Here is a 16,448-nt window from a genome sequence, read left to right on the forward strand (position 1 = left end):
CGGGGCGACGGGGCGACGGGGAGATGTGGCGACGTGCGGTCCGCAGCCGCACTGCGGTGACCATCCCGAGCTCACGGCGCCCCCTGGGCACCGGACGTCCGCTTGCCCTCGCGGCGTGGGAGCAGCAGCGGGGTGGCCCGGAGGAGGACTCCGGCGGTTGCGAGTCACCCGCAGCGACTCTGCCCTGCCCGGCCTGGCCCGCTGGCCATCGACACCCTTGGCCAACGGGGTCGGGCCCGGTCTGCGTGGCTGCGGAGACCGGACCTCCCGCGCTGCCCGCAGGCGGGGCGCCTTCGGGCGGGAATCACTTACGTTGCGAGGTGACTGCCCCGGGCGGTGCCGTCGAGGCGCGTACCACCAGTTCGGTGGCGAGTTCGATGTGGTGGGACTCGACCTTGTCGCCGTTGGCCAGTCGCAGGGCGGTGCGCAGGGCGGCGCCGCCCATCTCCCTCAGTGGCTGGCGCACGGTGGTCAGCGGCGGTGAGGCCATGTGAGCGAGGTCCGTGTCGTCGAAGCCGACCACGCTCAGATCCTCGGGGATGCGCAGGCCCCGGGCGCGGGCGGTCTCGATGACACCGAGGGCGATCTCGTCGTTGCCCGTGAAGATCGCCGTCGGTGGCTCTTTCAGGTCCAGCAGCGCCGCGGCGCCGAGCAAGCCCGTTTCGTACGTGAATTCTCCGGGCCGGACGTAGGCGTCGGGTACCGGCGCTCCTTCCGCCTCCATGGCGGCGCGATAGCCGTGCATGCGTGCCTGGTTGCACACGGCCATGGCCGGGCCGCCGAGATAGGCCACGCGGCGGTGGCCGAGGGAGAGCAGGTGCCGGGTCGCCGTCAGGCCACCGGAGAAGTTGGTCGCCCCGACGCTGTGGACCCGGCTGTCCGGCAGGTGCAGCGGGTCCAGCACGACCAGCGGCAGCCCGACCCGGGCCAGCTCCTTGAGGTGTGCGGCGGTGTACACGCTGGTGACCGCGATGAGGGCGCGGCGCCCGGCTGAGACCAGATCCCGTGCCCAGTGCGGGGCGCGGGGCGCCTTGCTGATCACCACCGAGGCTCCTGCTTCGGCGGCGGAGTCGATGATGCCTTCCAGGGCCTTGGCCACGTACGACTTGAGGCCGCCCTGGAACTGCACCTCGATGGTCGGGCATTCCACGGCCTCGGCGGTGCGGAACACGGGCGCGAGGTAGTCGTGCTGGCGCAGCAGTTCCTGCACCCGGGCGCGGGTCTGCGGCGCCACGTCACCGCGGCCGTTGACCACCTTGGACACGGTCGCGACGGAGACCCCAGCCGCTTGCGCGATGTCCGCCAAAGTGGTGCGCCTGGCGTTCGGTGGCATCGGTTCCTCTCAGCTGTACGTCCACCGGTCTCACGAGCCGCCGGTCCGCGCCGGCGACGTGGGTGGAATCGGTCAACTCTATGGCAACCGGCAGGGAACCCGGAGGGCTGGGAGCTGCACGTGCAGCCTGCCCGCGGGCCTGATCCGGCGCCGGCAGGGAAGCAGCCGCAGCCATCGCACCCTCACTCTCCCCTGCCATCACCCTCAGCGTTTCGAAATGTTTCGATCCTCGGGCCAGGGCTTCTCGGGTGCCGTCGCGCCCGACATTACGCAGGTGACGGGTTCCCAGCAACGTGCTTGCACATGCCTTGACACGGCATCGGCCTGAAACCTAATTTGCACGCACGAAACCTGAGCCGGTGGTTTCGAAATGTTTTCACCATGACTCACGAGAAGTTGGTGGCTCTCGAGTGCGGAGAACAAACATGGAGATCCCTCTCTCTCGACGTACCTTGTCTCGGCGTACCCTCCTGGGTATGGCCGCCGCTGTGCCGGCCTCCGCGGCGCTGACTGCCTGCGGCGGCTCGTCCGGTCCCGGCAAGAGCAACGCCGGAGCCACGTACTGGTACCTGAACGGCCAGCCGCAGGAAGGCGTCAGGGCGGGTGCGGTGGACGCGTTCAACAAGGCCCACCCCAAGAAGCAGATCAAAGACACCACGTTCCAGAACGACGCGTACAAGACGAAGATCAAGACCGCCATCGGTGCCGGGCAGGCGCCCACCATCATCTGGGGCTGGGGCGGCGGAACGCTGCGCACCTACGCCGAGGCGGGCCAGGTCGAGGACCTCACCTCGTGGTTCGACGAGAACGCCGAGGTCAAGAAGAAGCTGTTCCCGTCCTCGTTCGGCGCTGCGACCGTCGACGGCAAGATCTACGCGATGCCCGTCGAGACCGTGCAGCCGATCATCCTGTACTACAACAAGAAGCTCTTCGACCAGGTCGGCGTGAACCCGCCGCAGTCCTGGGACGACATCATGGCCCTGGTCCCCAAGTTCAACGCGAAGAACATCGCACCGTTCTCACTGGGTGGCCAGTCCCGGTGGACGAACATGATGTGGCTGGAGTTCCTGTTCGACCGCATCGGCGGTCCCGAGGTGTTCCAGGCCGTCATCGAGGGCGAGAAGAACGCCTGGTCCAACCCGGCCGCCATCACCGCGCTGACCAAGGTGCAGGAGCTGGTCAAGGCCAACGGTTTCATCAAGGGCTTCTCCTCGATCACCGCGGACTCCAACGCCGACCAGGCGCTGCTGTACACCGGCAAGGCCGCGATGATGCTGCACGGCGCCTGGGCGTACGGCGGCCTGTCGACCGACGGCGGGGACTTCGTCTCCAGCGGCGGGCTGGGCTACATGAACTTCCCGCCCGTCGACGGCGGCAAGGGCGACCCGAGCAACACGGTCGGCAACCCCGCCCAGTACCTGTCCATCTCCTCGAAGGCCTCCGCCGAGGAGAAGAAGATAGCCAAGGACTTCTTCGCCACCGGTGTCCTGCAGGACGCCGAGGTGAAGGCATGGATCGACAACGGGTCGGTGCCGATCCGGCTGGGCATCGACAAGCAGCTGGCGTCCTCCAAGAGCGCCGACTTCCTCCAGGTCAACTACGGCATCGCCAGCAAGGCCAAGTCGTTCGGCCAGTCCTGGGACCAGGCGCTCAGCCCCGCGGCCGCCGCGACACTGCTGGACAACATCGCCAAGCTGTTCCAGCTGTCCCTCTCGCCGCAGAAGTTCGCCGCCAACATGAATGCGGTCATCGGCACATGAGTTCCCTCACCAGCCACCCGCCGCGTCGCAAGCCACGGAGCATTCTGCCGTGGCTGGCGATGCCGGCGTTGGTGATGTTCCTCTGTTTCGCCGTGGCTCCGCTCATCGGTGTCTTCGTACTGAGCTTCACCACGTGGGACGGGATCGGCGCCATCCACCCGTCCGGACTGCGCAGCTGGCGCACGATCCTCACCAGCCCCGGGCTGCCGCACGCCCTGTGGGTGACCTTCCTCGTGATGGTCGTGTCCTGGGCCGTCCAGACTCCGCTCAGCATTCTGCTGGGCACGTTCATGGCCGGCCGCCAGCGCTACCGTGCGGTGCTGGGCGTGGTGTACTTCGTCCCGCTGCTGCTCAGCTCCGCCGCGATCGCGATCGCGTACAAGGCTCTGCTGGACCCCAACTTCGGGCTCGGTGCCGGGCTGAAGATCGACGCGCTCGTCAAGGACTGGCTGGGACGCCCCTGGCTCGCGTTCGGCGTCGTCGTCTTCGTCGTCTCCTGGCAGTTCATCCCGCTGCACTCGCTGATCTACCAGGGCGGCGTCCAGCAGATTCCGAAGTCCATGTACGAGGCCGCGCAGTTGGACGGCGCCGGGCGAATCCGGCAGTTCTTCAGCATCACGCTGCCCCAGCTGAAGTACACCATCATCACGTCGTCCACACTGATGGTGGTCGGGTCGCTGACCTTCTTCGACCTGATCTTCATCCTGACCGAGGGCGGCCCGGCGGACGCCACCCGGGTCCTCGCACTGGACATGTACAAACGGGGATGGCAGGCCAGCCAGATGGGACCGGCCAGCGCCATCGCGGTCGTCCTGGTCCTGGTGGGCCTCGCGCTCGCACTGCTGCTGCGCCGGCTCGCAGGCCCAGACGCCGGGGCGAGCCAACTCGAGGGGGCCTGACATGACCACCATGCTCACCAAGGCGCAGACACCGAAGAAGGCCGTCCGGCCCCGCTACGGGCACACCTCCCGCCCGGCCTCCAGCCGGCCCAACTGGCTCGGCGGCCTGGCCGGATGGATCTGGCTCGTCATCGTCGTCGTACCGCTGTACTGGATCGTCATCACGAGCCTCAAGCCCCAGAGCGGCTACTACTCGAGCAACCCTCTGGTGCCCACGGGCGACCCCACGCTCGACAACTACAAGCTGGTCATCGAGTCCGACTTCATCGGCTACTTCGTGAACAGCGTCGTGGTCACCTTCGGGGCCATGGTGCCGGCGGTCGCGTTCTCCTTCATGGCCGCCTACGCGATCGTGCGCGGCTGGCACATGCGGGGCCTGCGTGCGATCAACGGGCTGTTCCTGATGGGCCTGGCCATCCCGCTGCAGGCGACGATCATCCCGGTCTACCTGATCATCATCAGGCTGAAACTGTACGACAGCCTGCTGGGGATGATCCTCCCGTCGATCGCCTTCGCCATCCCGCTGTCCGTGCTGGTGCTCTCCAACTTCATCCGTGATGTGCCCAAGGAGCTGTTCGACTCGATGCGGGTCGACGGCGCCACCGAGTGGACGACGCTGTGGAAGCTGGCGGCGCCGCTCACCCGGCCGGCCATCCTCACCGTGTCCATCTTCAACGGACTGACCATCTGGAACGGATTCCTGCTGCCCCTGGTCCTCACCCAGAGCCCGGGCCGGCGGACCCTCCCGCTCGCACTGTGGAATTTCCAGGGCCAGTACGGCATCAACATCCCCGCCGTCCTCGCCTCCGTCGTCCTCACGACCCTGCCCGTCCTGGTCCTGTACGCATTCGGCCGCCGTCAGCTGCTCAGCGGTCTGACCGCCGGATTCAGCAAGTGACCGACCCGACGCCGTGACCAGGGGCGGATCGGCACCATGGACGGCATCCGGATCTGCCGGGAGCCGTGGTGCCCTCTGACGCCCGCCCTGCTCGTCTACCTGTTCGCCCCTCTCGTCCTGCTCCAGGGCCTGATGGGCGTGGGAGGAAAGTGAACGCCACCGTGGCCGTAGAGACCACCCCCAAAACCCCCCTCTGGAACGACTCCGCCCTCCCCGTCACCACCAGGGTCGACGCCCTGATCGACGCGATGACCCTTCAGGAGAAGACAGCCCAGCTGTACGGCGTGTGGGTCGGCGCCTCCGACCAGGGCGGCGAAGTGGCCCCCCACCAGCACGACATGGAGGAGGCCATCGACCTCGAGGCGCTGCTGCCCACCGGACTGGGTCAGTTGACCCGTCCGTTCGGCACCGTGCCCGTCGACCCCGCGCTCGGCGCCCTCTCCCTGGCCCGCACCCAGGCCCGCATCGCCTCGGCCAACCGCTTCGGCATACCCGCACTCGCGCACGACGAGTGCCTGGCCGGGTTCGCCGCATGGGGCGCCACCGCCTACCCCGTACCGCTGTCCTGGGGCGCCACCTTCGACCCGGACACGGTGCGCCGCATGGCCGCAGCCATCGGCCGCGACATGCGGTCCGTCGGCGTCCACCAGGGCCTCGCGCCCGTCCTCGACGTCGTACGCGACGCCCGCTGGGGCCGGGTGGAGGAGACCATCGGCGAGGACCCCTACCTCGTCGGCAGCATCGGGACGGCATACGTGCAGGGCCTCGAGTCCGCCGGCATCGTCGCCACCCTCAAGCACTTCGTCGGCTACTCGGCCTCCCGCGCCGGCCGTAACCTCGCCCCCTCCTCCGTGGGCCCGCGTGAGCGAGCCGACGTTTTGCTGCCTCCCTTCGAGATGGCCATCCGCGAAGGGGGCGCACGGTCGGTGATGAACGCCTACACCGACACCGACGGCATACCCTCCGCGGCCGACGCGGACCTGCTGACCGGACTGCTGCGCGACACATGGGGCTTCGACGGCACCGTCGTCGCCGACTACTTCGCCATCGCCTTCCTCAAGACCCTGCACGGCATCGCGGCCGACTGGGGCGATGCCGCCGGCAGCGCACTCGCGGCCGGCATCGACGTCGAACTGCCCAACGTCAAGACGTACGGCGAACCCCTCGTGCAGGCCGTCACCGAGGGCCGCATACCCGAAGAGCTCATCGACCGTGCCCTGCGCCACGTCCTCACCCAGAAGGCGATGCTGGGCCTGCTCGACCCCGACTGGAACCCGATGCCGACGGCCCTCGACGGCGCGGACACCGACACCCCGCAGGCCCTGCGCGGCACGGTCGACCTGGACCGGCCCGAGAACCGTCAACTGGCCCGCGAGATCGCCGAGAAGGCGGTCGTCCTGCTCACCAACGACGGCACCCTGCCGCTCACCCGGCCGCGTCGCATCGCCCTGATCGGTCCCAACGCGACCGAGCCCACGGCGGTACTGGGCTGCTACTCCTTCCCGCAGCACATCGGCGTCCGCCACCCCGGCACCCCGCTCGGCATCGCGCTGCCCACGCTCGGCGACACGCTCGCCGCGGAATTCCCCGACGCCGAGTTCACGCTCGCCCGCGGCACCGGAATCGACGACGGAGACCTCTCCCACCTCCCCGAGGCCCTCCAGGCGGCACGCGAGGCCGACATCGCCGTGGTGGTGCTCGGCGACCGTGCCGGGCTCTTCGGGCGGGGTACCAGCGGCGAGGGCTGCGACGCCGAGGCGCTCGTCCTGCCCGGCGCACAGCAGGAACTGCTCGACGCCCTGCTCGATCTGGACACACCCGTGATCACCGTGCTGCTCGCAGGACGGCCGTACGCTCTGGGCCGCGCCGCGGACGAGTCCGCCGCGATCGTGCAGTCCTTCTTCCCCGGGGAGGAGGGCACGCACGCGATCGCCGGCGTTTTCAGCGGCCGTGTCAATCCCTCCGGACGTCTGCCGGTCAGCGTGCCGCGGCGGCCGGGCTCCCAGCCGACCACATACCTCGGCGCGCGCCTCGCGCACACCAGCGAGGTGTCCAACATCGACCCGACCCCGGCGTTCGCCTTCGGCCACGGACTGTCCTATACGGAGTTCGACTGGAGCGATCTGAGCGTGGAGGCCCAGCAGGCCCCGACGGACGGCGAGTTCACCCTCGCCTGCACCGTGCGCAACACCGGCGAACGCTCCGGCACCGAGGTCGTTCAGCTCTACCTGCACGACCCGGTCGCCTCCGTCGTCCAGCCGGTGCAGCGCCTCGTCGGCTACACCCGCCTGGAGCTGGAGCCGGGCGAGGCCCGTCGGGTCCGTGTCACGGTCCCGGCCGACCTCGCTTCCTTCACCGGGCGCGACGGCCGGCGCATCGTCGAACCGGGCGAGCTGGAAGTGCGGCTGGCCGCATCCAGCGCGGATGCCCGCCTGACGGCCAGGCTCACGCTGACCGGAGCCGAGCGCCACGTGGACCACACGCGGCGCCTGCATGCCACGTTCAGCCGGGAGCCGGTGGCCAAGGACTGAGCAGGGTGTGCGCAGCGCACGTCGCCACAGCGGCAGGCGCTGCGCACACAAAACCCCGTCATCGCCGCAGGCAATAGGAGGGCGTGGGGTCACTGGCGGGGCTGCGGTGGGTTGGCGATCGCCTCGGCCGGCTGCTCGGCGTGGCCGTTGGGCAGGGGCCTGACTGCTCGGTAGTAGGGGAGGCCGTCTGCCTGTGCCTGTGGCTGTGGCAGGCGTTGTGCCGCTGCCGGCGCCAGATGGCGCAGAGTTCGGGACCGCGGGCGATGTGCGGTGGGCAGGAAGCGAACGTGAAAGACGCGCAGACGTTCAGGAGCTCGTCGCCGTCATGTCCTGCAAGCCCACCACCCGCAGCAACTGCAAGCGCTCGTAGGACTCCGTGCCCGGGCGGGCCGTGTGGATGACGAGCTGCTGGTTGTGGCCCGAGTTGACAAGGACCTCGCAGTCGAGTTCGAGGATGCCGATCGCAGGGTGCCGGAAGCGTTTCGTGGCGGCGCGGCGTACGGCGACCTCGTGTTCGTCCCAGAGGCGGGCGAACTCCTCGCTCGCGGCGCGTAGTTCGGCGACCAGGGCGGCGGGTTCCGGGTCCGCGGGGCGGGCCGAGGCCACCGCTCGCAGGCCGGCGACCTGCTCGCGGGCGCGCTCGGGGCGGTCCTCGGGCGGGAACAGCTCCTGGGCCGCCGGGTCCAGGAAGAAGCGGCGGATCATGTTGCGTCCCTGGGGCGGACGGGCCAGGACGTCTCCGCTCAGCGCCCGTGACAGCGCGTTCTGGGCCAAGACCTCACCGTAGTCGGTCACGACCATCGCCGGGGTGTCGTGCAGCCGGTCCAGCACCAGGAGCAGGCTTGGGCGTACGTGCGTGCTGGTCGCCTCCCGGCGCGGCGGCTGTGCACCGGTGAGGTGGAAGAGGTGATCGCGTTCGTCCTCCGTCAGGCGCAGCGCGCGGGCCAGCGCGGTGAGCATCTGGCGGGACGGGCTCGGGCCCCGGGACTGTTCCAGCCGCGTGTAGTAGTCCACCGACATGCCGGCCAACTGGGCCACCTCCTCGCGGCGCAGCCCCGGCGTACGGCGGCGGGCGCCGGCCGTGAGGCCCACGTCGGAGGGGTCCAGGCGGGCGCGAGCGCGGCGCAGGAAGTCGGCGAGTTCGCTTCGGTTCACCTCTCCAGCGTGCGGGAGGCCGGCCGGTTTATCCAGGCACTGCCGATCCCCTGATGAAGAGGTCTCTGCCGATCGCTCCCGCATCCGCCGAGGCTGGTCGTCAACGACAGGCGACACCGTGCGTGAGGAGCACATCATGCTGACTTTGGTGACCGGTACGACGGGACAGGTCGGACGCCGCTTCGTGCCGAGGCTGCTGGCCCAGCGGCAGCCGGGCGAGCAGGTGCGGGTCCTGGTACGGGATGCGACCCGCGGCGAGCGCTTCGCGGAACTGGGCGCCCAGGTCGCCGTGGGAGACATGCGCGACGAGGAGACACTCGGCAAGGCGCTCGCCGGCGTGGACGCCGTCGTGAACGTCGCCGCCTCCTTTCGCGGAGTGCCGGACGAGGAGGCGTGGGCCGTCAACCGGGACGCAGCGGTGGCCCTGGGCCGCGCCGCGCAGGCCTCCGGCGTGGAGCGGTTCGTGCAGGTCAGCACGGGCAATGTGTACGGCGTCGGACGGGGCCGCCCGCTGACGGAGCAGGACGAGAGCCGGCCGGGCGGCGAGATGTGGGGCGCCTACCCCGAGTCCAAGGCCGAGGCCGAGCGTGAACTGCTCGCGCTCAAGGGCCTGGACGTACGCATCGGGCGGCTCCCGTTCGTCTACGGCGAGGGCGACCCGCACCTCGCCAACTCCCTGCACTGGGCCGCCCGTTGGGCGCCGCACCAGCGCCTGCAGATGGCCCACCACGCGGACGTCGCCCAGGGTCTGATGCGTCTGCTGTACACGCCGGGCATCGCCGGCCGGATCTACAACATCGCCGATGACGCCCCTGTCACGACGGTCGAGCTGTACCAGCTCAACGGCGTCGAGGTGCCCGCCGGGCTCCACGAGCTCACGGACCCCGACCCGTGGTTCGGGATCATGTCCAACCAGCGCATCCGCCGGGAGCTCGGCTTCCGGCCGATCTATCCGAGCGTCTGGACGGCCCGCGACGCCGGAGCCCTGTGACGGTCACTGCGCGAGGTCGGTCCACCCTCTGATCCGGGCAGCGCGTCGAGCGCCGCGCTGTCGCGGCTGAACACCATGGTGCGGCCCGGCAACGTCGAGCACCTCTGCGGCGTCGAGGCGTGGACCTGATCGTCGTCGGCCGCCGTGAGGACCGCCTCAGGTAGTTCGCTGATACGCACCCCGATGTCGCGGTCGAGGCCGTCGCCGCCGACCTGTGCACCGACAGCGGCATCGAAGCCCGTGACCGCACTGCTCGCCGCCACCATCGAGCGCTGAGCACACGACGCAGGCGACCTCGCCGGTGGTGGGGGGTGACACCCGGGAGAGCTCGCCCGGGTGCCACGCCCGCCCGCTGCGTCCTGAACGACGACCGGGCATCCGGCGGCTCAAGACGCAGTGGGCTGTGGCGGCCGGGCCGAGCCAGGGTGATGGCCGTGCAGAACCCGCCTGGTGCCGGCGACGCCCGCGGCCGGGCTCACAGCAGGCCACGCCGGGCGAGGTTGTGCATCAACTCCCGTACGCCGAACGTCCACGGCGGGGCCTGCTCACTGGGGACGACGGTGTTGACGAGCGCACCGAGCCGGGGGCTGGAGATCCGTACGATGTCGCCGTGCTCGTGGGTGAAGCCCGCGCCGGGTGCCTGTCGGTCCTCGGTGGGGGCGAACAGCGTTCCGGTGAACAGCACGAAGCCGTCCGGGTATTGATGGTGCGGACCGTGGGTGGCGGCCACCAGGTCCAGTACGTCGCGGCTGATCTCGCGCATGGAGCTGCGGCCGTGCAGGACGTAGCCGTGCGTGCCGTCGATCCGCAGGTCGATGTCGAGCCCGCGTACGGTGTCGAGGTCGAAGCCGTCGTCGAGCAGGCGGATGAACGGGCCGATCGCGCAGGAGGCGTTGTTGTCCTTGGCGCGGGACAGCAGCAGCGCGCTGCGTCCCTCGATGTCGCGGAGGTTGACGTCGTTGCCGAGCGTCGCGCCGCGTACCCGGCCGCGCGAGTCCACGACGAGGACGGCCTCGGGCTCGGGGTTGTTCCACACCGAGGCGCCGAGCACACCGATGTCGGCCCCGGTGCCGACCGCGGACAGCACCGGGGCCTTGGTGAACACCTCCGGGTCCGGCCCGATGCCGACCTCCAGATACTGCGACCACAGCCCTTCGGCGACCAGGAGTTCCTTGGCCCTGTCCGCTTCCGGTGATCCGGGGCGGATGCCGTCGAGCGCGCCGCCCACCACCTGCCCGACGCGCTCGCGCACCCGTGCGGCCTGTGCCGGATCGCCGCCCGTGCGCTCCTCGATGACGCGCTCCAGCAGACTTTGGGCGAAGGTGACGCCCGCGGCCTTGATCACCTGCAGGTCGATGGGGGCCAGCAGATGCGCAACGTCACGGCGCCCGGCCGGCGCCTGCAGCAGTTCGTCCAGGTGCCAGGTGCTCTCGCCCTCGGCCTCGCGGACAACCGTGGCCGCGTCGTCGCGTTCCAGCAGGTCGCAGACGGTGGGTGCGATGGCGGTCAGGTCGACGACCTGCTCGCCGCGGACCGCGGCCACGCACGGTCCGTCCCACTTTGGATGGTGGACGCGCGCGACAAGGGCGGCTTGGCCGGCGTCCTGCGGCAGGACGGAGGCGGCGGTGAGGACAGGGCGAGGACGCGCTGCTGCCGATTCCACGATCGATGCTCTCCTGGATTCGAGGGGCTGGGTCACCGGGGGCAAAGTCAGTGGGAGTCGCGGGGGACTTCGTGGCCGCGGCTTCCGCGCAGGAAACCGAAGTCGGCGCCCCGGTCGGCCTGTTCCACGTTCTGGGTGTAGAGCCAGGCGTAGCCGCTGGTGTGCTGCTCGCCGGGTGCCTTCCAGGCCTGCCGGCGCCGGGTGAGCTCGGCGGCTTCCACGTCCAGGTTCAGGGTGCGGTTCGGGACGTCGAGGACGACGACGTCGCCGTCGCGCACCAGGGCGAGGGGCCCGCCCACGGCGGCCTCGGGTGCCACGTGCAGGACGACGGTCCCGTACCCGGTGCCGCTCATCCGGCCGTCGCAGATGCGCACCATGTCCGTGACGCCGGCCTTCAGCAGCTTGGCGGGCAAGGGCACGTTGGAGACCTCGGGCATGCCGGGGTAGCCCTTGGGGCCGGCGTTGCGGATGACGATGACGGTGTTCTCGTCGACGTCGAGGTCCGGGTCGTCGGCGACCTGGTGGTAGGCCTCGGGGGAGTCGAAGACGCGTGCCGGGCCGCGGTGGGTGAGCAGGTGCGGGGAGGCGGCGGACTGCTTGATGACGGCGCCGTCGGGGCACAGGTTGCCGCGCAGGACGGCGATACCGGTGCCGGCCGGCTGGAAGGGGGCCTCAAGGCCGGTGATGACGTCGGTGTTGTCGTTCTCGGCGCTTTCGACGTTCTCGGCGACGCCGCGTCCCGTGACGGTGATCTGCTCGCCGTGCAGCAGCTCACCGCGGAGCAGCTCGGCCATGACGGCGGGCAGCCCGCCCGCGTAGCAGAAGTCCTCCATGAGGTACTTGCCGCTGGGCATCAGGTTGACCAGGGTCGGCACCGCGCGGACCAGCTCGTCGAAGTCCTCGAGGCCCAGGTCGACGCCGACGCGTCCGGCGATGGCGGTGAGATGGATGATGGCGTTGGTGGAGCCGCCGATGGCCGCGTTGACCCTGATGGCGTTCTCGAACGCCTCCCGGGTAAGGATCCGCGAGGGGCGCAGCTCCTCCTCCACCATCCGCACGATGCGCTGCCCCGCCGACTGCGCGGTCTCCATCCGCCGGGAGTCGACCGCGGGCCAGGCCGCCGAGCCGGGCAGCTGCATGCCGAGCGCCTCGGCCATGCAGGCCATCGTGGAGGCGGTGCCCATGGTCATGCAGTGGCCGTCGGAGCGGGCCATGCAGCCCTCGGCGAAGAAGCACTCCTCCTCGGTCATCCGGCCGGTCTTCAGATCCTCCTCGAACTTCCACACATGGGTGCCGGATCCCACGTCCTGGCCGCGGTACTTGCCGTTGAGCATCGGCCCGCCGGTGACCATGACGGCGGGCAGGTCCACGCTGGCGGCGCCCATCAGCATGGCGGGGGTCGTCTTGTCGCAGCCGGACAGCAGCACGACGCCGTCGAGCGGGTTGGCCCGGATCAGCTCCTCGACCTCCATGGCCATGAGGTTGCGGTACAGCATGGCGGTGGGGCGCATCAGGGTCTCGCCGGTGGCCATGGTGGGGAACTGGAGCGGGAAGCCGCCCGCCTGCCACACACCACGCTTGACGGCTTCGGCGACACGTGTCAGATGGGCGTTGCACGGGGCGAGTTCGGAAGCGCTGGTCGCGATGCCGATGACGGGGCGGCCGTCGAAGACCTCATGCCCGAACCCCTGGTTGCGCATCCAGGAGCGGTACAGCATCCCGCCGCGGCCGCTCGCACCGAACCACGCCTGGCTGCGACGGCTCGTCTTGTTCCCGTCGGTCATGTAAGTACTCCCGTGGCTCTCGCGCCGGTGGTTCACGGTGGGGCGGTGCCGGTGGAGACACCGCAGGCAGTAGCCTGGGAGCAATCATTAAATGATTCGATGAATGACGTCCAGAGGTGAACAGACAGTGGTGCACTTGCCGACCATGCACGAGCGAGTGGTCGACGAGCTCGGCCGGCGCATCGTGGGCGGAGTGTGGCAACCGGGGCACGCGCTGCCGGTCGAGGACCTGCTCGCGACCGAGATCGGCGTCAGCCGGGGCGTGGTGCGGGAGGCGGTGAAGGCTCTGGTGGCCAAGGGGATGCTGCGTGTACGCCCCCGCACCGGCACACGCGTACTGCCCCCGGAGCACTGGAACCACCTCGACCGTGACGTACTGCGCTGGAAACAGGCCGGGGACGCCGCGGCTCTGCTGCGCGACACCAGTGAACTGCGCAGGATCGTCGAGCCCGAGGCAGCCCGGCTCGCCGCCGGCCGGGCCGGCCCCGACGACGTACGCGCCCTGTACGACGCCCTGGCCGCCATGGAGGCCGCAGCGGCGGAACCCGGCCGCAGCGGCTACATCGAGGCCGACATCGCCTTCCACCGGGCCCTGCTCGACGCCGGCGGCAACCGGCTGCTCGGCTCACTGGGCCGTGCCATCGACATCGCGCTGGAACACAGCTTCCTCGTCAGCACCCAGACCCCGGGCGCGGTGGAAGCCTCGCTGCCCGGCCACCGCGCCATCGTGGAAGCGGTGGCGGCCGGCGATCCCGCGGCTGCGGCGGCCGCCGTACTGGCCGTCGTCGAAGCCGCCGGGCAAGAGATCGCCCGGTCACCCGGGCTGCCTCGCGAGGACGTATGAGCCGTCACGGCTGCGGCACCGCAGTGCCTGCGGTGTCCGTCGCCGCAGGGAGCAGGGCCTCATCCGCACCGGCTACGGCGGCATGTCCGTGCTGGACATGCCCGGCCCGCAGGCGGTCGCGCGCCCCTAGCGCGCTCCTCGGAAGCCGACTGCGCCAGTGAGGCTCGATGGCTGGTTCTGCCGCAGCGCGCAGGACCGCTGCGCAGCCGACACTCACCACCCCACACCACGACAAGAACCTCGCCCAGTTGGGTCTTCCGGTTCGGGCTGTTCGCAGGCATGTTGGGTGTGTGGGGGAGTGAGCGCCGGATCACCCCGTGTCGGCGGGCAGGACATTCGCCGCCGGCGGGCCAGCGGACCAGCCGGTGGGCTGGTCGACGGCGGTCTGTCAGATGCGCCAGGAACGGATCCTGTTGGCGGCACCGAACACGTTGTCCTTGCCGGAGATGAGGTCCTTGCATAGTTCGACCAGTTCCCCGTAGGGGGTGTCGAGGCCTTCGCCGCTGGCGTGCATGTAGGAGATGGTGACGGCGCACGCGAAGCGGACGTTGAGGGAGGGCAGCGGCCGCAGCAGGAGCAGTGTGTGCAACAACGCGGCCGCCCGCCAGGACGCGTCCGGGTCCACGCCGAGGCGGGGCGGGTTGACCCGGTGCCGCGCCACGGCGGCGACCAGGGCCGAGAAGTCCGCGATGTGGGGCTGGTCGGGCAGGGCCGTCTCGTGCTGCTGCAGAAGCCAGCGCACATCGATGTGGAGGGCGGGTGCCATGGCTTCAGGCGACCCTGCCCGTAGTGCTCGGCACTGGACCGTCGTCGATGCCTGCCGCGACTATGGCCTCGCCCAGCGCGGGGTCCGCGAAGACCCGCTGGAACTCCGCTGCCGCTTCCTTCAGAGCCCGCTGGTGAGCGATCGCATCGGCGGTGGAGGCCCGCACGAACGCCTTCAGCGTCATGCCGTGCTCCCGGGCGACCGCACGGAGGTCTTCAAGCTCCGCGTCAGAGAATTCCACGTTGAGTGCTCCCATGCCCCCAGGGTACTGCCCGGGTACCTGGAGCTCAATCATTGCAGGTCAGAGCAATCAGCTCGGGTACCTGCGAGGTACCTCCGGCCCATCACGGTCAGCCCGTCCTGTCGGGGCACGCCGCCCGGCGGACGTCCGACGTACCGGGCCTAGTGGCTTCCGAGACGTCCCCTCCGCGCAAACCACCGGGCACGTCGCCTCTCCGTGGCAGACGGGCGTGCTCCACACGATCAGGCGGGGCCGGACATGCATGCCCGGCAGGCGGCACCGTGTGCGGCGCCTGCATCACGACGTGAGCAGGTATTCACGGTTGCTCGGCCGCTCCCGGTCGAGCCTTCGGTCCCGGCCAGTGAATTCGTCCTCATCCCGCCAACCCGGCCAGGCCAGGGCAGTTGTGACCTGACTCGTTCAAGGCCGTCTGAAGGTCATGGGCGGCTCGCTCCCGGGCAACTGCATCGAGCACCTGAACGCCGCCCCCACCACGGGCTTCTGCCGCGGCGGCAGGCGGTCATGCAGTGCGGAGGGCGTCAATGCCGTACTCCCAGAGCCGGTCTGCTGCCTCCGGGTCGAGTGCGTGGGCGGCTACGCCACCGGGCTGATCCTCCCCACCCCGGACGGTCCGGGCCTCCTGATTGTCTTCGAAGTAGCGGCCGGTGACTCCGCTCAGGACAGGAGAAGCGGCCAGCAGGACGGAGGTGGCGGCCCCCTGCTCAGGCGTCTTGTAGTACGGCAGCGGCTTCACGTTGCCCTGGTCGTCCATCACGCCGAACGCACGCATGGTCTCGTCGTCGACGTGCCGCTGCAGACGGGTGAGGATATAGCCGGGGTTGAGCGCGTTGGCCGTGATCCCGTCGGCCGCCCAGCGGCGGGCACCCACCGTGAACAGGACGTCGGCGGACTTGGACTGCCCGTAGGCCGCCCAGGGGTCGTACGGCCGCCGCGCGAAATGAGGATCTTCGAAGTCGAAGGGCGCACCCCGGTGGGCGCCGGAGCTGACGACCACGATGCGGGCGGAGCCGGCATCCCGCAGGGCCGCATGCAGGCCGGTGGCCAGAGCGAAGTGGCCGAGATAGTTGGTGGCAAGTTGCATTTCCCAGTCGTCCGGGGTGAGGGTGCGCGTGGGAAGGGCCATGATCCCGGCGTTCGCGACGAGGATGTCGAGAGGCCCGCGCCATGCTCGCGCGAAGGCGTCGACCGAGGCCAAATCGGACAGATCGAGGGCCTCCGCGTGCACCCGGCCCGCTCCGCCGACGGCGGCCAGCTCCTGGACGAGCGGCTCGGCGGACTGCGGGCGGCGCGTGGCAATGGTGACCTCCGCTCCGGCGGCAGCCAGGGCCCGGACGGTTTCGGCGCCAAGACCCGAGGCGCCGCCAGTGACCACGGCACGTCGGCCGGTGAGATCCACGCCGTCGATCACCTCCTGCGCACGGGCGTGAGAGGCGAAGGGAGTAGTCAGGAGGGCGGAGTGGTCTCGCGAGTGCCTGTCGGCCCGGGGGTTCGTTGTCATGCGTCCACGCTACGATCAGTCGACTGGACGCTCTATGACTGAGAGTCCTTCCTTCTTTAGCAAT

The 16,448-nt window shown here is 70.0% G+C and carries 13 protein-coding genes; 6 read left to right on the forward strand and 7 right to left on the reverse strand.

Features of this window, described 5'->3' with window-relative positions:
* Positions 1–304 precede the first annotated feature (304 nt).
* Entirely contained in the window at positions 305–1,333 is a 1,029-nt protein-coding gene (locus tag H305_RS0136480) for a LacI family DNA-binding transcriptional regulator (RefSeq protein WP_028804803.1), read from the reverse strand.
* Positions 1,334–1,758: 425 nt separating this feature from the next.
* Between H305_RS0136480 and H305_RS0136485 the strand changes: the two genes are divergently transcribed.
* The 4 genes from H305_RS0136485 (at position 1,759) to H305_RS0136505 (ending at position 7,421) form a co-directional block, all read left to right on the forward strand.
* The gene (locus H305_RS0136485) at positions 1,759–3,093 is read left to right on the forward strand and encodes an extracellular solute-binding protein (protein ID WP_028804804.1); all 1,335 of its coding nucleotides are present in this window, start codon (positions 1,759–1,761) and stop codon (positions 3,091–3,093) included.
* Positions 3,090–3,992, forward strand: a complete 903-nt coding sequence (locus H305_RS0136490; protein ID WP_028804805.1) for a carbohydrate ABC transporter permease — start codon at positions 3,090–3,092, stop codon at positions 3,990–3,992. Before H305_RS0136485 ends, H305_RS0136490 begins: the two co-directional genes overlap by 4 nt.
* Position 3,993: 1 nt before the next feature.
* A complete protein-coding gene (locus H305_RS0136495; protein ID WP_028804806.1) occupies positions 3,994–4,890 on the forward strand; it encodes a carbohydrate ABC transporter permease in 897 nt (298 codons plus the stop codon).
* Positions 4,891–5,039: 149 nt separating this feature from the next.
* The gene (locus tag H305_RS0136505) at positions 5,040–7,421 is read left to right on the forward strand and encodes a glycoside hydrolase family 3 N-terminal domain-containing protein (protein ID WP_028804807.1); all 2,382 of its coding nucleotides are present in this window, start codon (positions 5,040–5,042) and stop codon (positions 7,419–7,421) included.
* A 306-nt stretch (positions 7,422–7,727) separates the two neighbouring features.
* Here H305_RS0136505 and H305_RS0136510 read toward each other — a convergent pair whose 3' ends face one another.
* Positions 7,728–8,576, reverse strand: coding sequence for a helix-turn-helix transcriptional regulator (locus H305_RS0136510; protein WP_028804808.1), 849 nt, complete (start codon positions 8,574–8,576; stop codon positions 7,728–7,730).
* 136 nt (positions 8,577–8,712) lie between these two features.
* On the opposite strand from H305_RS0136510, the gene H305_RS0136515 reads away from it, so the two are divergent.
* Entirely contained in the window at positions 8,713–9,567 is an 855-nt protein-coding gene (locus H305_RS0136515) for an NAD-dependent epimerase/dehydratase family protein (RefSeq protein WP_028804809.1), read from the forward strand.
* Positions 9,568–10,042: 475 nt separating this feature from the next.
* Here H305_RS0136515 and H305_RS0136525 read toward each other — a convergent pair whose 3' ends face one another.
* Positions 10,043–11,230 carry a fumarylacetoacetate hydrolase family protein gene (locus H305_RS0136525; RefSeq protein ID WP_028804811.1) on the reverse strand — a complete coding sequence of 396 codons (1,188 nt, stop codon included), beginning with the start codon at positions 11,228–11,230 and terminating at the stop codon, positions 10,043–10,045.
* Between the two features lie 47 nt (positions 11,231–11,277).
* Positions 11,278–13,014 (reverse strand): IlvD/Edd family dehydratase, encoded by a 1,737-nt coding sequence (locus H305_RS0136530; protein WP_028804812.1) that lies wholly within the window; start codon positions 13,012–13,014, stop codon positions 11,278–11,280.
* A gap of 103 nt (positions 13,015–13,117) precedes the next feature.
* Here H305_RS0136530 and H305_RS0136535 point away from each other — a divergent pair, with 103 nt between their 5' ends.
* Positions 13,118–13,858, forward strand: a complete 741-nt coding sequence (locus tag H305_RS0136535) for a FadR/GntR family transcriptional regulator (protein ID WP_028804813.1) — start codon at positions 13,118–13,120, stop codon at positions 13,856–13,858.
* Between the two features lie 388 nt (positions 13,859–14,246).
* Here H305_RS0136535 and H305_RS0136540 read toward each other — a convergent pair whose 3' ends face one another.
* The 3 genes from H305_RS0136540 to H305_RS0136550 form a co-directional block, all read right to left on the reverse strand.
* Positions 14,247–14,624 (reverse strand): hypothetical protein, encoded by a 378-nt coding sequence (locus tag H305_RS0136540; RefSeq protein ID WP_028804814.1) that lies wholly within the window; start codon positions 14,622–14,624, stop codon positions 14,247–14,249.
* A gap of 4 nt (positions 14,625–14,628) precedes the next feature.
* Positions 14,629–14,880 carry a hypothetical protein gene (locus H305_RS0136545; protein ID WP_028804815.1) on the reverse strand — a complete coding sequence of 84 codons (252 nt, stop codon included), beginning with the start codon at positions 14,878–14,880 and terminating at the stop codon, positions 14,629–14,631.
* A gap of 505 nt (positions 14,881–15,385) precedes the next feature.
* A complete protein-coding gene (locus H305_RS0136550) occupies positions 15,386–16,384 on the reverse strand; it encodes an SDR family NAD(P)-dependent oxidoreductase (protein WP_051371366.1) in 999 nt (332 codons plus the stop codon).
* Positions 16,385–16,448 lie beyond the last annotated feature (64 nt).

This window comes from Streptomyces sp. 142MFCol3.1, from assembly GCF_000424945.1.
Lineage (GTDB): Bacteria > Actinomycetota > Actinomycetes > Streptomycetales > Streptomycetaceae > Streptomyces > Streptomyces siamensis.